Source organism: Empedobacter sedimenti (assembly GCF_030005555.1).
GTDB lineage: Bacteria > Bacteroidota > Bacteroidia > Flavobacteriales > Weeksellaceae > Empedobacter > Empedobacter sedimenti.
This window is the reverse complement of record NZ_JASCQG010000001.1, coordinates 405,154-424,216: the sequence shown is the minus strand read 5'-3', so window position 1 is coordinate 424,216 and position 19,063 is coordinate 405,154. Positions and strand designations below refer to the sequence as shown.

Here is a 19,063-nt window from a genome sequence, read left to right as displayed (position 1 = left end):
AAATATGGTAAGGTCAAAAATCCTAATGATTTTCCTACATTTCAAATTAATCAAAATAATAATACAATAATATTAAATAAAAACTATACTTTTAAATGTTCCTAACAAGGGGAAGATTACAAAGGAACATCCATGTTTAGATATATTGGAGTTTTTAAAAAAGCCTCTTTAAATTCATGGAAATTCATATCGTTAGTTAATAATTCATTTAATTTAAAAAAAGCGTAAATTTCATTCAACTTAATATTATCTAGTTGATTATTCAACATAGAATTAGCTTTTGACAATGGACTAATCTTATTATTATTTATTTTATAGGTATATAAAATCGAAATAGAAAATAGAAAAATGCAAATCCAGATTTGTAAAGTCATAAAATCATTAGTAGAATAGGCTTGAAGACCTAATATGAGACTTAAAATAATTGTTGTTATGGGCAACATTTTAGCTTTAACTTGCAAATCAAATTTATTGTAGACGAATAAGAAAAATCCAATTGTTAATCCTATTATCATTATTGCGTTAATTATATGAAATACGAACATTATAATTCTAAATTTAAAGTTGGTAATAGATTTGCAGTTTCTTTCATTTTGTTATCCATAATATGTGCGTATATTTGAGTTGTACGAATATCTTTATGTCCTAGAAATTTCATTACAGTATAAAGATCTGCTCCATATTCTAATTGTAAAGTAGCTGCTGTATGTCTGGCACAATGAAAGGTAATATGTTTAGTAATACCTGCTTTCATACACCATCTCAATAATTCAGAGTTTGTACCAGAACCATAATTTAAATTAACAAATACCCTTGGGTTTGTATGGTCTCTTTCTCCTAATAAATCTCTCGCTTGTTTACTGATATACATATATTCTAAATCATCAGTTTTTTGCTGTTTAAAAAAAATACGATGATCATTATTTTCGTCTCTAACCTCATTCCAAGAAAGTTTATAAATATCACTCCAACGTAATCCAGTTATACAACTAAAAAGAAAAGCACGTTTTAATACATTATATTTACAATCTGTATTAGCTAACGCTTGAACTTCTTCAAAAGTTAAAAATTCACGTTGTGATTCTTTTTCTTCAAAAGATTTAATTCTAAGTAATTTATTATTGGTTATATATCCTTCTTCATACGCTTGCTTAATAGTAGCTCTAAATCTATTGAAATAAGAGTATTTTGTTCCATGTTTTAATGGAGTTCCATTTTTTGTAAAAGCTTCTTTATCTAAAAAGCGTTTAAATCCTTTAATGGATTCAATAGTAATTTCAGATAAAGTAGTGGAAGGGTGAAAGTACTGAATTATATATCTTTTTACAGATATCCAAGTACCGTAATTTGATAAATAGGAAGATCGATGTTCTTTTAATAGATCGAAGTATTCGTATAAACTAATATTTGCTTTTTCTCTATCGATAATTCCATATTTACCTTGTACATATTCAGATTTTCGAATTGCAAATATATTTTCAGCTAATTCAAGGTTTTCTTTGTTAATTCTTTTTTCTTCATAAGTTTTGGGATTTAGAGTTAAATAGAGTTTTAAATACTCAAACTCACGTAAATGAATTTCTTTACCAAAATTATCAAATTTTGAACCTTTATAAAATTCAAGATAAAGACTGATTCTACCGGATTTTAATTTCTTTTGTTTTAAACTTATTTTCATATTTGAATAATTCGAGGTGTAGTGACTACACCTTTTATTAGTATTAAAAAATAGAGGTGTAGTTTTGGTGTGAAATATGTCAAAACAACATCTATTTATGTATTTTCAAATATAAAACAAAAAGCCTAACGTTTTAAACGTTAGGCAGTTGAAAGGTATTGTTTGTCTGATATTAACACTTTTATTTCCCGATACAAAACTTGCCAAATATTGTCCCTAAAATATCTTGGTCAACATCAATTTCACCAGTGATATGTCCCAAATAAGTTAAAGCTTCACGGATATCCATGGCTAATAAATCACCTGGAAGCCCCATATCCATTCCTTGTTTGATTTTTCCTATTTGAGATAGGGTATTTTGCAAAGCTTCTAAATGACGAGAGTTAGTAACAATGGTATCATCTTGATTTGTTCCTTTCAATTTGATTTGATGAATCAAGTTTTCTTTTAAAGCTTCAATATTAAACTGATCTTTTGCAGAGATTTCTAAATGTACAACATCTTTAAATTCTTGTTTGATAGCATCTGAAATAGCTGATTCGTTGTTGGTTACATCAATTTTATTCGCAACATTGAATAAGATTTTCCCTTTACGTTGTAATTCATCTAATTGATTAGCAATCTGATTATCAGCTGTAATATTAGAATCATATAAGAAAATGACAATTGATGCATTATCTATTTTTTCGAATGTTTTTTCTATTCCAATACGTTCTATTGTATCTCCAGCTTCACGAATTCCAGCAGTATCAATAAAACGGAACCCAACACCATCTATGTAGATTGTTTCTTCAATCGTATCACGTGTTGTTCCTTCTATATCAGAAACAATAGCACGTTCTTCATTCAATAAAGCATTTAATAAAGTAGATTTTCCTGCATTTGGCGCACCAATGATTGCAACAGGAACTCCATTTTTGATAACATTTCCAAAGGAAAATGAATCTGCTAAACGCTTCAAGATTGATTGTAATTTATTCAACAAATCATAAAATTGGGTACGATCAGCAAATTCAACATCTTCTTCAGAAAAATCTAGCTCTAATTCCATCAAAGCCGCAAAGTTGATCATTTGATCGCGCAAATCTTTGATTTGATTCGAAAAACCACCGCGCATTTGTTTAATGGCAATTTCGTGAGAAGCCTTCGAATCTGAAGCAATTAAATCTGCAACCGCTTCAGCTTGTGTCAAATCCATTTTACCATTCCAAAATGCACGGAAAGTATATTCACCCGGATTAGCATTTCGGATACCTATTTTATTTAAAAGCTCTAAAACTTTTTGTTGAATATAAATTGAGCCATGTGTCGAAATTTCAACTACATCTTCTCCTGTATAGGAATGTGGATTTTTGAAAATAGAAAACAATGCTTCATCAACAATAGTCTCTCCATCCATTACATAACCCAAATGTATGGTGTGCGATTCTGCATCATTCAAAGATTTAGTTGCATTAAATTTTGATTGATAAATCTGAGCAACTTTAGAAATTGCTTCTGATCCAGAAATACGAATAACCGCTATTGCGCCCATTCCATTGGCTGTTGCCAATGCACAAATTGTATCGTTGTTTAGCATTTTACAAAGTTAGAATATATTCGGTATAAGACTTCAAAATATTTTGTAAAATGAAAGGTTAAATTGTTTTAATTTAATAAATTTAACTTTTTTTATTTTTTTAAGACTATAAAGCATTCTAAATTTGCAGTCCAACTTCATTATTATAAACTCCGAAACTAGATAGAATTAGTAATCGAAATCGAAATATAATGAAATGTAAACTAATTTCACTTGCATTGTTACTCTTTGCTACCACGATGAGTGCTCAGGTCGGGATTAATACAAAAAACCCACAAAGTACTTTACATGTTGAAGGTAACATGAGAGTAAGAGAGTTGAATGACAAATCTCAGGCGCCTGCATATGACAAGATATTGGTTGTGAATGCCAATGGAAAAGTAGACTACATTGATAAGAAAGATTTGCGTCCTATTGGTGACGAATTTACTTCGGATAAACAAGTATTGAACAGTATTTATACGACAACAAATGGAAAAGCAGATGATAGTAAGTTTGTTAGTTGCGGTAAGTTTGATTTTGCTTTCAGAAATGTAAGTACCGCTATTAATATCCAGTACAAGCTAACAAATGATCCTGCGAATGATGTTACAGTATACATGACTTTGGAACAAAACTGGCAAATAGATGGTTATGAGTTTCAGGCACCTCAAACTGGTAAAACGTTTAGTTCTACTTCAAACTCGTTTGTTAATTTACCAATTAGTGGAGCAGGAATTGTGAATGGAGAGTTGAATATCTTGTATTTATTGTATCCAGGAGATCGTGATCTTTATCGATTGACTTTTTATCGTTTAGATCAAAGTACAAGCCCTTCAACATATGATTTTGTAACCGCTTGCGAAAAATTTTAAACATGAAAAAAACATCAAAATTTATATTATTAAGTCTATTAACTTGTACATATTCTTTTGGTCAAGTTGGTATAAATACGGAAGAACCTACAAGAATGTTAGATGTTGCCGGTGATTTAATCTTAACAGATGTAAAAGATAAAACGAATACACCTGAGTATACAGAAATATTGGCTGCAAATGCTGTAAATGAGATTGATAAAGTAAGTAAACCGTCTATTATTGAGGATGCTACACGACAAGTAGAAATTGTAAAAAATATCTATAATGCTACTTCGGCTGATATTACGAGAGAAACTGATTGTGGAGATTTAGTTTTTCGAATTAATGGATCATCAGTAGAATTGAGATTGAAAGAAGTTCCAGTCAATGATTATAAACTGACTTATGGTGGAAAAAAGATGGGGACAAATTTCTGAAGGAAATAGTATTGGATATACCTACAACAATCTTACGTTATCATTAAAAACTGATAATTGGAATACATTTCAAAATATTGATCCTTCGTTTACACTAAGACAAGGAGCTTATTTAAATTATCACTTTATTATTCCTGGTGATGGCGATTTGTACAGATTGACAGTGAGTCAATTAAAAAATGACGCTGTAAACTCTAATTATGCATTAATCTGCGAAAGATTTTATAAAACGATTAATTAATCATGAAAAATATATTAAGTGCCTTATTATTTTGTGTCGTAATTATCAGTTACGCACAAGTAGGAGTTAACACAGATAATCCATCAAGAACGTTAGATATTAATGGAGATTTACGCGTGCGTACACTGAATAAAGTAACAATTGCAGATTATCCTGATGTACTTGTTACAGATGCAGATGGTAATATAGAAAAACATTCGGCTCAAGCAATTATTGATGCAATTTCTGATTTATCAGTAGAAACGAAAGAGTTGTATTTTGATAATTCGCCAGACGGAACAAAAATAGTTCCTTGTGGACGATTTAATTTTAGATTTTCAGATACTACAAAACCTCAAATAGCATCATTTGAAAATTTATCAACTCCAACTACAGTTTATTATTTGGGACAATTAAAGTTTCATGAAAATGGAAAAACAGTTACTCAAAAAAATGTTGTAATTCAGAAAAACGATGCTTTTCAAACGCTAGATAATTCGTATTCACTAAATAGTGTGAGTGAGTATTATTTGAGTTATCCTGGAGACAATCATTTTTATAGAGTTGTTTTTTTAGGTAGAAAAATGACTAGTACACAAAACAGTTATTCAATTATTTGCGAAAAATTTTAAATATCTAAAACCACTCAGTTGAGTGGTTTTTTTGATTTAGTTTTTTTACATTTAAGGATGAAGATTATAAAAGAACAAAATATTGTTATTCAAAATCCAGAAACGAAAGCTTTTTTATCAGATTGTTATTATACCGAGTCAGATGAAAAGTTGCCCTTGCTAATTTTTGCACATGGTTATAAAGGTTATAAGGATTGGGGTACATTCGATCTTATGGCGGAAGAATTTGCTAAAGCAGGATTTGTTTTCGTTAAATTTAATTTTTCGCATAATGGAACAACATTAGATAATCCAACACAATTTGACGATTTAGAATCTTTTGGTCTAAATAATTATAGTAAAGAGATGTCAGATTATAAAGCTGTGATTGATTTTTTTTACAGACATCCGAAGGTGGATCCTTCTCGAGTTACTATCATGGGGCATAGTAGAGGAGGAGGAAATACAATACTACAAGCCTCGAGAGATTCTCGTGTTAAGGCTTTAGTTACTTTAGCTGGCATAGATAATTTTGCGAATAGATTTCCAAAAAAAGAACGATTGACTGAATATAAAGCGAATGGTGTTTTTTATGTGGAAAATGGGCGAACTAAGCAACAAATGCCACATTATTATCAGTTTTATGAGGATTATATTATTCACCAAAAAGAATTGAATATTCAGTTTGCAGCACAGCATCTTAAAAAGCCTTATTTAATTATACACGGCACAGCTGACGAAGCAGTAAGTATAAAATCTGCAAAACTGCTGAATGATTGGGTCAAAACTTCAGAATTACGAGAAATAGAAGAAGCTAATCATACTTTTGGAGGAAAAGAACCTTGGGAAAGTGAAAGTTTACCCAAAGATTTGTTGATTGTGATTGAATCGGTTATAAAATATTTACATAATAATATTTAAAAACGTTTAATAAATGTTTTGAATGTTAATTTTTAGTTACTAATATTGTACTGTTATAAAAATGCAATAAGGTAAAAATGTCAAGGAAAAGAATTCATAAAACGTACAAAAAATCAATTTTTGAAGGTTTTAAGATTAAATTTGTAGATCTTTTAATTGCTGCTGCAGTAATTGTTTTATTATACTTAATTGTTACCCATTTAGTATAAACAAAAAAAGCATTCTTTATTAATAGAATGCTTTTTTTATTAGTTGCTATTGTAACTTGCTTTTACTGTAATTTGCGCTGTTTTTTGACGAGAAGTTGTGTTTAAAGAACCTCCAGCAGAATATTCTTCGTTGTCATTTTTACCTGTTATCTGAAAAATTCCCAAATCTGCTTTTTGTAATTTTCCTAAATTTCCACCAGATTTTGTTGCAATATTTTCTGCACGTTGTTTGGCATTTTCAGATGCTTGAGCGATTAATTCAAGCTTCAAATCTTCTAATTTTGAATAATAATAATTTGGATTTGACGAACTTAATTCAATCCCTTGGCTAATTAAATTTGAAATTTCACGCGAAGCTTTCTCAATTTTATCCAATTCTTTTGATTCAATTGTAGCATCTTGAGAAAGAATGTAGCCAGTAAATTGGCTTGTAGAAGCTCCATTTGAATCTGTTCCGTACTGAAAATCTTTTGAAATATTAACTGCTTCAAAAACAATTTCATTCGGTTTAATTCCTTGCGAAATCAAAAAATCTCGTACAACTTTCTGATCTTCTTTAAGTTGATCAGAAGCTACGCGTAAATCAAAATCTTTTCGGCTAAAAGTAGCGCGCCATTTTACTAAATCTGCATTAAAATCCTTTAAAGCATTTCCCGTTACATTAATAGATTCAGTCGATTTGAATTTATATTTATATGCATTTCCTAAGATAAAAGCTCCGATAGCTAGTCCAATAGCTAGAATTGAAGCCACAATAACTGAAAACTTGTTCATAATAGTTTGGTTTTCAGTAAAGTTAATTAAAAATTGTTAGAATAGTCTCACTATTTGTAGTGATTTAAGCAATTAGGATAGGAAATTCTTCGTCCATAATGAATAAAACTAAGGCACCTTCAGTATATTCAATTGTAACAATATCTTGATTCGCTTTGTTGCGAGTTCCGATGCGAGAAAGGAGATTTAAATTCTCTTTGTTTAATGGATATTCTAAACCATTAGTTGTAATGTTTTTACACTCAGGGAAAGGAATTAAAGAAATTGTTCGTCCAAAATAACCTTCTAATTTTGTTGATTTTTCTGCGAAAAAGTATTTACTATAATTATCGTAGAATGTGATATTTAGTTGATCTTTAAAACGATACGCTGCATTAAGATTGCCAATAAAATGATCTTGTTGACGACCACTTGCTCCAAAAACATCTACATGGTTAAAACCTTTGTTTTTTATGATTGTCAATGCTTTAGCAAAATCCGTGTCGTTTTGGTCTGGAGTTGAAATAATTTCAATTTCAGGAGGGAATTGACTAATTTCAAACGAATCAAAATCGCCCGAAATAACATCGGGCGTTATATTTAGTTTTTGTAAATAACGAAATGCTCCATCTGTACAAAAAATTGTGTCGTAATTCGTTGTATCTGGAATTGTTGTAGGCACTTCGCCATTTAGAAATAACAATGCTTTATTCACCAGGAATCCATTTTACTTCTTCGTGATTATTGTCTGCTGCAATTTTACGTCCTAAAACAAATAAATAATCTGAAAGACGATTTAAGTATTTTTGTAATTCTGGACGAATTTCTTCTACTTCGGCTAAACCAACTGTTAAACGCTCTGCACGACGACAAATACAACGTGCCACGTGTGCATGAGAAGCAGCTTGATTACCGCCAGGAAGAATAAAATGAGTCAACTGTTCTAACTGTCCTTCTAAATCATCAATCCAATCTTCTAACTGAACGATATCTTCTTCTGACACTGTTTTTGGAATGCGAGGTTTACCATTTGCTAAATATAATTTGTCAATTGGCGTTGCCAATTCAGCTCCAAGGTTGAACAAATCTTTTTGAATGATGATAATTTCTTCTTCTAAAGCTGGATCAATTTCATATGAACGAATTAATCCTAAGTAAGAATTTAATTCGTCAACTGTTCCGTAAGATTCTATTTTTAAACTGTTTTTAGAAACACGTATTCCTCCATAAAGTCCTGTTGTTCCTTTATCGCCAGTTTTTGTATATACTTTCATTGAATTCTAAATTTTTAGATTATCGAAGATAAACATTTTATTGCATATTCTTTGGTAAAAGTGGTTTTGTTAGAAAATGATATCCGACAGCAACTACGATTAATACAACAGATGTGATAATCCATAAAACATCAAATCCGTACGAAGTTGCGATATGCGTTCCTAAAAAAGGTGAAATAATAAATGCAGCAGCATTAGACATTCCGTTTAATCCCATATATGCACCACGATTATTTTTCTGCGCTCGGAAAGCTGTAACAGTAGACATCAAAGGTAGTACAAGCATCTCGCCAATAGACATTAATGAAATGGCTAAATATAACATACCAATTGTGTGGTTAAAACTAAAAATAGAATAACTGATAGCTGTAATAAATGAACCGAAAACTAAAAGCTTAGTAACTGTGAATTTTTTCTCTGTGTAATGTATCAACAACATTTCGAAAACAACGATAATGAATCCACTGAATCCCATTAATAAACCAATCTCAGATTGTGTCATTTTAACAACATCTTTGTAGAATAATGGAAGTGTATTTAGGATTTGGAAAAACGCAACTGAGAAAAGTAAACAGATAACATTAAACAAAATAAAAGGCATATCTGTGTAGGCATTACGCTCTTTTACTTCGGTTTGTTTTAAATCTTTTGCATCATTTTCTGCAGTATTTCTTTCTTTTCTTCCATAAAAGAAAGATACAAATACAATTCCAGCAATAAGCGCAGCAGCAGCGTTACAATAAAATAACAAATCGTATGAATAGTTAGATAAAAAACCACCCATTGATGGACCAATAGAAAATCCTAAATTAATCGCCATTCTATTTAAAGAAAATGCACGTGTTATGTTTTCTTTTTTTGCATAACGAGTGATGGCAACAGAGTTTGCAGGTCTGAACATTTCGCTAATTGTACTTAAAATAAGCATAATTATAGAAAAAGACAGTACTGTATTGAAATAAGGTAAAATCAGAAATAATGGAGCACTCAAAAATAGACTTAAAGCTTGTACTTTAAAGTTACCAATTCTATCTGTAATCCAACCTCCAAGCCAAGAACCTAAAACTGCACCAATACCATAACAGCTTAAAACTAGACCAGATTGCTCTAAACTAAAATTAAGTTCGGAGATAAGATAGATTCCTAAAAATGGTAAAACCATTGATCCCATTCGGTTCAATAACATTACGATAGCTAACATCCAAGATTCCTTAGACAAGCCGCTATAAGCATCAATATAAATTTTTAGAATTTTCATTATTTCCTTTGTTTATCACGCTTTGCAAAGTTAAGTTCTTTTTTTTCAAAAAAACGTTTATTTATCAAGGTTTCTGATAATCTTTGATTACTTTTGGAATCGTTAAAAAATAAACTGAATACTATGCTGTTTTATAACTTCATTCTGAAGGTTTTAATTGTTATTAATGGATTGGGAGCAGCTTCGGGCTTGGTTGTAGATAAACACCATGTGTACGCTGTAGCTGATGATGATGCCTATTTATACATTTACAGCAAAAAGAAAAATGAAGTAGAAAAGGTTGATTTACAACCAGAAGTAAAAGCGAAAGGAATCAATAAAAAAGATAAGCCAGATTTCGAAACAATTAGTCGTTTTGGAGATGAATTGTATATTTTGGGATCAGGATCTAAAGAAAATCGGTTTGATTTAATTACTTATAATACAGTTACAAAGGAGGTTAGAAACAATAATTATAAATTTTTACTGAATGATTTTTTAGAAGTTTCTAAATTATCAGTAAAAGATTTTAATATTGAAGGTTTTTTGACAGATGGAGAATCAACTTATTTTTTTAATAGAGGAAACGGACCAGCTGGTGTTAATGGGATTTTCAAAGTTTTAGGAAACGTAAATGATTTACAGAATAAAACAATCGAATTTTATCCAATACAATTACCCGAATTAAACGGAGAACAAACTACTTTTTCTGATGCAATTTTGGTTGACGGAAAGGTTTTGTTTACAGCAACAGTAGAATCTAAAAGTACTACGCAATACAATGGAGAAATTAAAGGTTCTATAATTGGAGAACTTGATATGGATTATATGCGAGTTACTCGTTGGGAAAAAATATCGGATGATAGAAAAATAGAAGGTTTGGCTTTGTACAAACAATCTCGAAAAAAGTATACGCTTTATTTATGTGAGGATAATGATGATGACTCTAAACAAGCTAATATCTTCATTTATAAATATGAGTTAGAGAATTAAAATAAGAATCACGAATTAAAATCAATATATTAATACAAACCTGACGGAATTTTTTGAATATAATATTCTTAAAAAATTGTGAAAATATTTTCAAGACTATTATATTTGTCCGTTAAAATTTATTTATCAATTAAACATTATGCGAGGAAGATGGCTCATTGCAGCATTTGCAATTATTTTAAGTCTTTTGTGTATCAGACAGTTAAGTTATACTTGGTACGCTACAAAGGTGGAGCACGAGGCAGCGCGATTAGCGAATAAGCCAGAAGATGAACCAAGAATATTAGATAGTTTAGCTCAACATCCGCTTGATTTAGGAATTATTAAGTATGATTATACGCATGCTAAAAACAACGAAATCAATTTAGGATTAGACTTAAAGGGTGGGATTAACGTAATCTTACAAGTATCTGAAAGAGACTTAATCGAGAATTTATCTGCAAAAAGTCAAAACCCAATGTTGGGGGCTGCTTTAGATGCAACAGATAAAGCTCAAAAATCAAATGGTAACGTACCTTATGTAGAATTATTTTTTCAAGAATTTGATAAAATAAAAGGTGGAACTAAATATGCAGCACCAGATTTATTTGGAAATAGAGATAATGCTGACAAAATTAAGTTTAACTACACTGATGATCAGGTAAAAGAGGTTATCCGTAAAGATATCGAAGCTAAAGTTGCAACTGCTTATGATGTAATTAGCTCTCGTATTAACCAATTTGGTGTTGTTGAGCCAGTTATTCAACGTTTAGGAGATAAAGGAGATGGACGTATCTTGGTAGAATTACCAGGTGTTTCGGATACAGATCGTGTAAAAAAATTATTACAATCTACAGCAAAATTAGAGTTTTGGCAAGTTGTTAGTCAAGATCCAAGTGTTTTACAATATTTTTCTTCTGTTAATACAGAGAAATATAAAGTAACAAATGAGAAAGGACAAGTAATTAAGTCTTTGGCAGAAGTTATGCAACCTTCTAACTCTAATGCAAGTTTTATTGTAGATGTTAAAGATACTGCTGTTGTTAACCGTGTGATGCAAGACAAAGGTTTTGTACCTAGTTTACCAGCTAATATTAGAGGTTACAAATATTCTTGGGCAAATAAACCAATGGATTTATCTAGAATTACGAAAGATAAAGCTGCGCCTAAGTTATTAGAGTTTTATGTATTGAAAGGTAAAAATGGATCGCAAGAACCATTAATTACTGGTGACAAAGTTATTTCTGCTTCTGCAGAACGTAATGCAGGTTCTATCACAAATGAGCCAGTAGTTTCAATGCAAATGAATCAAGTAGGAGCACAAGAATGGGCTCGTATTACTGATGAGTTAAAACCATCTGCTACAAATCGTAATGGTCAAGGTGTTGCAATTGTGTTAGATAACATGGTATATTCTGCACCAAATATCAAAAACCAAATTACAGGAGGTAATTCTCAAATTTCTGGAAACTTTACAATTGACGAAGCAAAAGATTTAGCAAATATTTTACAAGCAGGTTCTTTACCAGCTTCATCTAAAATTGTTTCTGCAGAAGTTGTTGGTCCATCATTAGGACAAGAAGCTATTAACAGTTCGTTAATCGCATTTGGTTGTGCATTTGCATTAGTATTAATCTGGATGTTGTTTTACTACAGCCGTGCAGGTATTTATGCTAACATTGCATTAATCGTTAACTTATTATTCTTATTAGGATTCTTAGTTTCATTAAAAGCTACATTATCTTTACCAGGTATCGCCGGAATTATCTTGACGTTGGTAACAGGAATGGATGCGAATATCTTAATTTACGAACGTGTAAAAGAAGAATTAAGAAAAGGAAAATCATTACGTCAAGCAGTAGATTTTGCTTATTCTTGGAAAGGAGCTTTATCTGCAATTGTAGATGCTAACTCAACATCATTTATCACAGCATTAATTTTATTCTTCTTTGGTAAAGGTCCTGTTGTAGGTTTCGCAACAACGTTTATGATTGGTATTTTTACTTCTACATTTACTGCAATTTTTATTACACGTTATTTCGTAGAAGGTCGATTAGCAAAAGGAAAATCAGTTCCTTTCTATACATCATTTACAGCGCATTGGTTACAAAATATTAAAGTTGATTTATTAAAAACAAGAAAAATATCTTATGCTATTTCTATTGTTTTAACAATTGTTGCGTTGATTTCTATTTTCACTAAAGGATTTGATATGGGTATCGAATTCCAAGGTGGACGTACGTATACAGTTCGTTTTGATAAAAATGTAGATCCGCAACAAATCGCAGACGATTTAGGAGATGTATTTGTTTTGGATGGAGAGAAAATGATTCCTCAAGTAAAAACATATGGTGGACAAAACCAAGTGAAGATTACTACAGCATACAAAGCTGATGAAGATGGAACTAACGTTGATGACGAAATTAAAGATAAATTATACAAAGGATTAAAGACATATTTACCAGCTAAAATGTCTGAGAAAGACTTTTCTGAAGATAACGCATCAATCGGTTTAATGTCTTCTGCAAAAGTAGGACCTACAATTGCTGATGATACAACAAGAGCTTCATACATCGCTGTTTCTTTAGCCTTAGTAGCCATTTTCTTCTACTTAATCATCATGTTCAAGCGTTGGCAATTCTCTTTGTCTACAATCATTGCATTGGCGCACGACGTTATTATTGTATTAGGAGTTTTCTCTTTATTAAAAGGAATAATGCCTTTCAATATGGAGATCGACCAAGCGTTTATCGCGGCTATTTTGACGGTAATTGGTTATTCGATGAATGACTCGATTATTATCTTAGACCGTATTCGTGAGAATTTAACAGTTGAGAAAAAACATAACTTGTACGACATCATTAATATTTCTACATCAGAAACATTATCACGTACAATTAATACGTCTTTATCAACGTTCTTAATCGTATTAATCATCTTTGCATTTGGTGGAGAATCAATCAAAGGATTTATGTTCGCAAAATTAATTGGTATCATTATCGGTACATTCTCATCTATTTTTGTAGCATCACCTTTATTGTATGACTTTACTAAAAAAGGTCAAATGAATAAATAAGATTCAAATTTTAAATAAATTTTAAGAAAGCCATCAAAGAAATTTGATGGCTTTTTTTATTATTCTCAGTTTAGATTTTATACATTTGTTTCGTGAATAGTTTAGTAATATACCCAGCGTTTTTAGACTTCCAGGAAGTCGTGATTATTATGGTGGTTGCCGTGGTAATTTTTGGACCAGATAAAATTCCAGAAATTGCACGTGGTTTGGGAACTGCTGTGCGCAAGCTAAAAGAAGCTTCTGAAGATATCAAACAAGAGATTATGAATCCTGTTCAAGAAGTTGATCCAACAAAAGAAATACAAAATTCTATAAAAGAGTTAAATCCATTGAATGAGGTAAAAGATTCTTTCCAAAAAATCAATCCAATGGAAGATTTTCAGAAATCTTTTGACGAAGTTCGAAACCCAGTTGATGAAATTCATAATACAATTCATCAAGATAATTCAGTAGATCTTGCACTTAAAGATTCTAACTCATCATCAATGAAAGTTGAACCAGAGCAATCTGTTGAGCCAGAAATTGAAGAAGTTTTACCTGAGGTTGAAGAGCCAATTGTTCCACAAGAGCCAAAATCTGAAGCTGATAAAGCTTTAGGATTAGGAGGATCAATAAGTAGATAATGATACAAGATTATTTTGATTGGGATGTACAAATATTTTTGTATTTCAATAATTTAGGTAACGAAAAATGGGATTGGTTTTGGTTATTGGTAACTGATAAAAAAACGTGGATTCCGCTTTATGTTATCTTTCTAATCTTGTTGTATGTAAAACTTGGTTGGAAAAAAACCTTATTAGCAGGAGTTTGTATTGCACTAATGATAACTTGTGCAGATCAGTTTACAAATATTCTGAAAAATTCTTTTCAACGTTTTCGTCCATGTTATACAGAATCTATACATGGATTATTTCGCCCGATAGATTGTGAGGGTAGAGGTAAGTATGGTTTTACATCAGCTCACGCTTCTAATCACATAGCGATTGCAATTTTTATGGGAATACTTTTAAGAAGATATTACAAATGGTTGCTTTATGTCTTAATTGCTTGGGCGTTGATGATTGCTTACAGCAGAGTTTACGTTGGCGTACATTTTACTGGAGATATATTTTTCGGAACATTAATCGGAATTTTCTTTTCTATCGTTTTCCTGAAACTGTATTATTTCTTAGAAAAAAAATATTTGAAAAAGAGTTAAGTTCAAATTATAAAAATCAAAAAGTCTATAACCTTGTTATAGACTTTTTTAAGTTATTGTCAAACTGAATTTATTTCAGTTTCTCATCCTATTTATTAAGAGAAAATTTTATTTATAATGATCTAAAATTTTAGAAATATTCTTAGTTTCTTCATTGAATGTCTTCCAATCACAAACAGAATTTAGATTAATAGAATAAGTGCTATTATGATTGGACATACTAATACTTATTTTCCCCACATAGTCCGTGCAAAAAATCTCATTTTCATAAGGAGTTGTAACTAATTTATAGATATTGTTTTCTAATGCTTTTTTATCGTTCTTAGAAATTTTGAATGATTTAGATGTATAATCATTAATTTTTTTCCAATGAATAAACTGAATAGAGTCTGAATAATCATAAATTCTAATTGAATGATTTCCTTCATCAATAGACATCATTTCATAACTATATTCTTTATTTACTTTTTTTTCTAACTTCTTTTCACAAGAAGTATTGAAAATCAATAAACTAAAAAAGAATAATAAATTATATTTCATAAAGAGTGATAATTATGTAAAACAGAAGCTTTAACTAATATTTTCGTTCAACTTCTTGGCTTTTTTCTTTAATTTTTTAGCTTTCTTTTTGGCCAAAAAGGTATTCAAGTCGTCATCAATTTCTGTCGAATCTTCATCGCCCAAAAGATAACCCCAAGGTTTAAGTTCGGTCACATTATCAAAAACAATTTTCATCAAAGCAAGAATCGGAATTGATAATAACATTCCCATAATTCCCCATGTCATTTCGCCAATAACCAACCCAATAATTACAATCAATGAATTGATTTTTACTTTAGAACCGACAATTTTAGGCATCACGACATTTCCATCGATTGCATGAATAGCAATAAAGGCAATTAGTACAAAAAATAATTTTGAAGCTGACATTGTTGCAAATGTGATAATTGATGTTACTATCAACGAAATGATGATTCCTACATAAGGTACAACATTTAGTACACCCGTTAAAATGGCTAAGACAAATTTATACTTCAGTCCAAGAATTGAAAACGCAATAAAGGATAAAATTGATACAATCAACATCTGTAAAAACAGCCCAATTAAGTATTGTTTAACCATTTTTTGAATAGATGTTATGACATTATATACTTGATTATGTGTGTTAGAATTGAACGCATAGTAAATAAATTTCACCAAATGACGACGATATATCAACAAGAAAACAATGTATAAAAACGTGAATAAGACAGTAACTGCCATCGACGAAACTACCGAAATTACTTTTTCGATCACAATTGTACTTGTTTCGATTGTCGTTTTTACATTCTTCGTCAAATATTCCATTTGTGCATGCGAATTAACACCAAATGTATGATGAATCCATTTTTGTAAATCAATAAAAGCTTCAAAAATTTGATTTTGGAAAGTTGGCCATTCATTCGCTATTTCCGCAAGTTGAATTGCAATTAAATAGAAAATACCCAAAATAAAAGCAGCAAATAATAATGTGGTAATTATACTTGAAATGGCACGTGGAATACGCAAATATTTCTCAAAAAATGCACTAACTGGAGCAAGTAATATTGATATTAAGAAGCCTAAAATTAATGGAACGAGAATACCTTTACCTATTATTGCTATAAAAGTTAAACAAATGATTGACAATAATGTGCAAGTAAGTTTCAAATAAAAAGGCCATTTCTGTATACTTTCCATAATTTATAGTGTTTTATTTTAATTGATTATCAAATTGGTTGCCTTAAATATAGGTTTATTTTTCTATAAATGATTTAGTATTTTTAAGTTTATTTTAACAAAAAAACCACGTTATAAAAACGTGGTTTTCAGAATATAATGAAAAATATTATTTTTTCTTCGCATTTTTACTTTCGTCAACTATTGTCATTTCATTAATCAAACGTTGCGCATTAGCATACTTGTCAACTACCCATAAAATGTAACGAGAGTCAACCATAATGTTACGACAAATCTCAGGATCATAATTTAAATCTGACATTGTTCCCTCCCAAACACGGTCAAAGTTCAACCCGATTAATTCTCCTTTTGCATTCAAGGCAGGAGAACCAGAATTACCACCAGTTGTATGGTTTGTAGCGATAAAGTTTACAGGCAATTTTCCGTTTTTGTCCGCATATTTTCCGTAATCTTTTTTGTCATATAAACTTACCATTTGTTTTGGTAAATCATACTCATAATCTCCTGGAATATATTTTTCCATGACACCTTCCATGTGTGTTACAGGCTCGTAATAAACTGCATCGCGAGGTTGGTAACCATCAACTTTTCCGTAAGTTACACGTAAAGTAGAATTCGCATCTGGAAAGATTTTTTTGTCAGTAAATACATCCATTTGCGCTTTCATATATGTACGCATCAACTTGTTGATTTTATCTTGATTCGCTAAATATGTAGGCGTTACTTTAGTTTGATTTGCATCTAAAATTAAACGAATTTGAGCAATTAAAGCATCTTCTTTTAAGGCTTTGATAAACTCAGCATCATTTTCAGCTAAGGCTTTGATATTTCCTAAAACAGATTGTCCGTTAATTTTTTTCGTTCCATTGATTACCGAATTTCCTAAAGCTGTTTTGATATTAGCAGCAGTTGTAGTTGGCAATAAATTTTGAGGAACAACTTTGAAATAATTATCTGCTAAATCAGAAGAAATAGTTTTGTCTAATTCAGCATTATAATCCTTGTGCATAGATGCAACTGTATTCAAGGCTTTTGCTTTAGTTTCAGTATAATTTTTTTGTCCAACAGCATTCAAAATATTGTTCAATGTTAATGCCATTCTGAATGTTTCTGAATTTGAGAAAAACGTTTCAGAATACATAGTGTACGCTAAAATATAATCTTGATTTGCTTTATTAACTTGATTTAATTCAGAAATAATATTCGAATATTCACCTTTTAATTTAGGATTTTTCTCAATACGATTCATAAATTCTTGCTCGTATTGTTGACGTTTTTCTACAGCTTTCGAACGGTTTAATCCTAAAACTTCACCAATCCATTTCTTGTGTGCATTCGAAATACGCGCTTGTTTAGATGCATAAGCGATACGAGTTGCATCGTCTTCACGCATTTTTTTATCGATATGAGATAACGCAATTGTACGTACATTGATACGCGCAGGATCAATCACATCTTTTATTTGCTGGATAGAAGAAGCTGGTAAATATTCGTCCGTCGTACCTGGGAAACCATATACAAACGTGAAATCGTCCTCATTAATTCCCGAAATGTTAATTGGTAAGAAATGTTTTGGTTTGTAAGGAACATTGTTTGGAGAATAATCTGCAGGTTTGTTATTTTTGTCTGCATAAATTCTAAACATAGAGAAATCTCCTGTATGACGTGGCCAAACCCAGTTATCCGTGTCATTTCCGTATTTTCCGATTGCAGAAGGCGGCGCACCAACTAAACGAACATCTTTGTATGTTTCTGTCGTAAATTGGTAATATTTATTTCCTTTGTAAAAAGGTTTGATAAATACTGAACGATAAGCTTCTGTCTTAGTTTTTGCATTAAAATCTTCAATATTTTTCTTGATGATTTTGTTACGTTCTTCTTCCGACATATTATCGTTAACACCAGCTAAAATTGCAGTAGTTACATCTTTAATATCTACAATAAAAGTCGCTGTTAAACCTTCGTTTGGTAATTCGTCTTTCAACTCTTTTGCCCAAAAACCATCTGTTAAATAATCATTTTCTAAAGATGAATGCGCTTGGATTTCTCCATAACCACAGTGATGATTAGTTAATAATAAACCATTTGGAGAAATAACTTCTGATGTACAACCGCCACCAAAGTGCGCAACTGCATTGTTGATACTTTTATCTCCAGTACTGAAAATGTCTTTTGATGAGATTTTCAATCCCATGTCTTTCATTTCCTTTTCATTCAATTCTGTCGGAATCCACATTCCACCACCTTGTTGCGCAAAAACACTAAAGTTTGCGAACAGAGCCATCAAAATAGATCCTTTAACGAATAGTTTCTTCATTTTTATTTGATTATTTTATTCTACCG

19 protein-coding genes are annotated in these 19,063 nt (G+C 30.8%); 9 read left to right on the top strand and 10 right to left on the bottom strand.

The features are described 5' to 3' along the window. Nucleotides 1–116: 116 nt before the first annotated feature. From QHG34_RS02265 to mnmE, 3 genes are all read right to left on the bottom strand, one after another. Nucleotides 117–515 carry a hypothetical protein gene (locus QHG34_RS02265; RefSeq protein WP_282628509.1) on the bottom strand — a complete coding sequence of 133 codons (399 nt, stop codon included), beginning with the start codon at nucleotides 513–515 and terminating at the stop codon, nucleotides 117–119. A 29-nt stretch (nucleotides 516–544) separates the two neighbouring features. Continuing rightward, nucleotides 545–1,678 (bottom strand): tyrosine-type recombinase/integrase, encoded by a 1,134-nt coding sequence (locus tag QHG34_RS02260; protein ID WP_282628507.1) that lies wholly within the window; start codon nucleotides 1,676–1,678, stop codon nucleotides 545–547. A gap of 181 nt (nucleotides 1,679–1,859) precedes the next feature. Continuing rightward, a complete protein-coding gene (mnmE, locus tag QHG34_RS02255; RefSeq protein ID WP_282628506.1) occupies nucleotides 1,860–3,257 on the bottom strand; it encodes a tRNA uridine-5-carboxymethylaminomethyl(34) synthesis GTPase MnmE in 1,398 nt (465 codons plus the stop codon). A gap of 191 nt (nucleotides 3,258–3,448) precedes the next feature. Here mnmE and QHG34_RS02250 point away from each other — a divergent pair, with 191 nt between their 5' ends. The 5 genes from QHG34_RS02250 to QHG34_RS02230 are packed head-to-tail and all read left to right on the top strand — an operon-like array spanning nucleotide 3,449 to nucleotide 6,282. After that, nucleotides 3,449–4,111, top strand: coding sequence for a hypothetical protein (locus QHG34_RS02250; protein ID WP_282628504.1), 663 nt, complete (start codon nucleotides 3,449–3,451; stop codon nucleotides 4,109–4,111). A 2-nt stretch (nucleotides 4,112–4,113) separates the two neighbouring features. After that, entirely contained in the window at nucleotides 4,114–4,530 is a 417-nt protein-coding gene (locus tag QHG34_RS02245; RefSeq protein WP_282628503.1) for a hypothetical protein, read from the top strand. Then, entirely contained in the window at nucleotides 4,499–4,771 is a 273-nt protein-coding gene (locus QHG34_RS02240; RefSeq protein ID WP_282628502.1) for a hypothetical protein, read from the top strand. Before QHG34_RS02245 ends, QHG34_RS02240 begins: the two co-directional genes overlap by 32 nt. A gap of 2 nt (nucleotides 4,772–4,773) precedes the next feature. Beyond that, nucleotides 4,774–5,382 (top strand): hypothetical protein, encoded by a 609-nt coding sequence (locus QHG34_RS02235; RefSeq protein ID WP_282628501.1) that lies wholly within the window; start codon nucleotides 4,774–4,776, stop codon nucleotides 5,380–5,382. A gap of 57 nt (nucleotides 5,383–5,439) precedes the next feature. After that, nucleotides 5,440–6,282 carry an alpha/beta hydrolase family protein gene (locus QHG34_RS02230; RefSeq protein ID WP_282628499.1) on the top strand — a complete coding sequence of 281 codons (843 nt, stop codon included), beginning with the start codon at nucleotides 5,440–5,442 and terminating at the stop codon, nucleotides 6,280–6,282. A gap of 248 nt (nucleotides 6,283–6,530) precedes the next feature. Here QHG34_RS02230 and QHG34_RS02225 read toward each other — a convergent pair whose 3' ends face one another. From QHG34_RS02225 to QHG34_RS02210, 4 genes are all read right to left on the bottom strand, one after another. After that, on the bottom strand, nucleotides 6,531–7,265 hold the full coding sequence (locus QHG34_RS02225) for an SIMPL domain-containing protein (RefSeq protein ID WP_282628498.1): 735 nt from the start codon (nucleotides 7,263–7,265) through the stop codon (nucleotides 6,531–6,533). A 64-nt stretch (nucleotides 7,266–7,329) separates the two neighbouring features. Next, a complete protein-coding gene (locus tag QHG34_RS02220; protein ID WP_320416878.1) occupies nucleotides 7,330–7,959 on the bottom strand; it encodes a thiamine diphosphokinase in 630 nt (209 codons plus the stop codon). Next, nucleotides 7,952–8,518: a cob(I)yrinic acid a,c-diamide adenosyltransferase gene (locus QHG34_RS02215; protein ID WP_282628496.1), complete on the bottom strand. Its 567-nt coding sequence runs from the start codon at nucleotides 8,516–8,518 to the stop codon at nucleotides 7,952–7,954. Before QHG34_RS02215 ends, QHG34_RS02220 begins: the two co-directional genes overlap by 8 nt. Nucleotides 8,519–8,555: 37 nt before the next feature. Further along, on the bottom strand, nucleotides 8,556–9,779 hold the full coding sequence (locus QHG34_RS02210; protein ID WP_282628517.1) for an MDR family MFS transporter: 1,224 nt from the start codon (nucleotides 9,777–9,779) through the stop codon (nucleotides 8,556–8,558). A gap of 120 nt (nucleotides 9,780–9,899) precedes the next feature. Between QHG34_RS02210 and QHG34_RS02205 the strand changes: the two genes are divergently transcribed. The 4 genes from QHG34_RS02205 to QHG34_RS02190 all read left to right on the top strand — a co-directional run bounded on the left by QHG34_RS02205 (nucleotide 9,900) and on the right by QHG34_RS02190 (nucleotide 15,001). Next, nucleotides 9,900–10,748 (top strand): DUF6929 family protein, encoded by an 849-nt coding sequence (locus tag QHG34_RS02205; protein ID WP_282628494.1) that lies wholly within the window; start codon nucleotides 9,900–9,902, stop codon nucleotides 10,746–10,748. A gap of 139 nt (nucleotides 10,749–10,887) precedes the next feature. Next, complete coding sequence (gene secD / locus QHG34_RS02200) at nucleotides 10,888–13,803, top strand: protein translocase subunit SecD (protein ID WP_282628493.1); 2,916 nt, start codon at nucleotides 10,888–10,890, stop codon at nucleotides 13,801–13,803. Between the two features lie 92 nt (nucleotides 13,804–13,895). Continuing rightward, a complete protein-coding gene (locus QHG34_RS02195; protein WP_282628492.1) occupies nucleotides 13,896–14,426 on the top strand; it encodes a Sec-independent protein translocase subunit TatA/TatB in 531 nt (176 codons plus the stop codon). Beyond that, entirely contained in the window at nucleotides 14,426–15,001 is a 576-nt protein-coding gene (locus QHG34_RS02190) for a phosphatase PAP2 family protein (RefSeq protein ID WP_282628491.1), read from the top strand. Before QHG34_RS02195 ends, QHG34_RS02190 begins: the two co-directional genes overlap by 1 nt. A gap of 108 nt (nucleotides 15,002–15,109) precedes the next feature. Here QHG34_RS02190 and QHG34_RS02185 read toward each other — a convergent pair whose 3' ends face one another. The 3 genes from QHG34_RS02185 to QHG34_RS02175 form a co-directional block, all read right to left on the bottom strand. Next, nucleotides 15,110–15,541, bottom strand: a complete 432-nt coding sequence (locus tag QHG34_RS02185) for a hypothetical protein (RefSeq protein WP_282628490.1) — start codon at nucleotides 15,539–15,541, stop codon at nucleotides 15,110–15,112. Nucleotides 15,542–15,571: 30 nt separating this feature from the next. After that, on the bottom strand, nucleotides 15,572–16,720 hold the full coding sequence (locus QHG34_RS02180) for an AI-2E family transporter (protein WP_282628489.1): 1,149 nt from the start codon (nucleotides 16,718–16,720) through the stop codon (nucleotides 15,572–15,574). A 148-nt stretch (nucleotides 16,721–16,868) separates the two neighbouring features. Next, entirely contained in the window at nucleotides 16,869–19,037 is a 2,169-nt protein-coding gene (locus tag QHG34_RS02175; RefSeq protein ID WP_282628488.1) for a S46 family peptidase, read from the bottom strand. Nucleotides 19,038–19,063 lie beyond the last annotated feature (26 nt).

What these genes read in the sequence shown, in the direction of transcription:
- QHG34_RS02245 (WP_282628503.1), top strand. Translation starts at nt 4,114, where the DNA reads ATGAAAAAAACATCAAAATTTATATTATTAAGTCTATTAACTTGTACA.
- secD (WP_282628493.1), top strand. Translation starts at nt 10,888, where the DNA reads ATGCGAGGAAGATGGCTCATTGCAGCATTTGCAATTATTTTAAGTCTT.
- QHG34_RS02225 (WP_282628498.1), bottom strand. Translation starts at nt 7,265, where the DNA reads ATGAACAAGTTTTCAGTTATTGTGGCTTCAATTCTAGCTATTGGACTA.
- QHG34_RS02265 (WP_282628509.1), bottom strand. Translation starts at nt 515, where the DNA reads ATGATAATAGGATTAACAATTGGATTTTTCTTATTCGTCTACAATAAA.
- QHG34_RS02180 (WP_282628489.1), bottom strand. Translation starts at nt 16,720, where the DNA reads ATGGAAAGTATACAGAAATGGCCTTTTTATTTGAAACTTACTTGCACA.
- QHG34_RS02240 (WP_282628502.1), top strand. Translation starts at nt 4,499, where the DNA reads ATGGTGGAAAAAAGATGGGGACAAATTTCTGAAGGAAATAGTATTGGA.
- QHG34_RS02215 (WP_282628496.1), bottom strand. Translation starts at nt 8,518, where the DNA reads ATGAAAGTATATACAAAAACTGGCGATAAAGGAACAACAGGACTTTAT.
- QHG34_RS02175 (WP_282628488.1), bottom strand. Translation starts at nt 19,037, where the DNA reads ATGAAGAAACTATTCGTTAAAGGATCTATTTTGATGGCTCTGTTCGCA.
- QHG34_RS02185 (WP_282628490.1), bottom strand. Translation starts at nt 15,541, where the DNA reads ATGAAATATAATTTATTATTCTTTTTTAGTTTATTGATTTTCAATACT.
- QHG34_RS02190 (WP_282628491.1), top strand. Translation starts at nt 14,426, where the DNA reads ATGATACAAGATTATTTTGATTGGGATGTACAAATATTTTTGTATTTC.
- QHG34_RS02260 (WP_282628507.1), bottom strand. Translation starts at nt 1,678, where the DNA reads ATGAAAATAAGTTTAAAACAAAAGAAATTAAAATCCGGTAGAATCAGT.
- QHG34_RS02205 (WP_282628494.1), top strand. Translation starts at nt 9,900, where the DNA reads ATGCTGTTTTATAACTTCATTCTGAAGGTTTTAATTGTTATTAATGGA.
- mnmE (WP_282628506.1), bottom strand. Translation starts at nt 3,257, where the DNA reads ATGCTAAACAACGATACAATTTGTGCATTGGCAACAGCCAATGGAATG.
- QHG34_RS02250 (WP_282628504.1), top strand. Translation starts at nt 3,449, where the DNA reads ATGAAATGTAAACTAATTTCACTTGCATTGTTACTCTTTGCTACCACG.
- QHG34_RS02235 (WP_282628501.1), top strand. Translation starts at nt 4,774, where the DNA reads ATGAAAAATATATTAAGTGCCTTATTATTTTGTGTCGTAATTATCAGT.
- QHG34_RS02230 (WP_282628499.1), top strand. Translation starts at nt 5,440, where the DNA reads ATGAAGATTATAAAAGAACAAAATATTGTTATTCAAAATCCAGAAACG.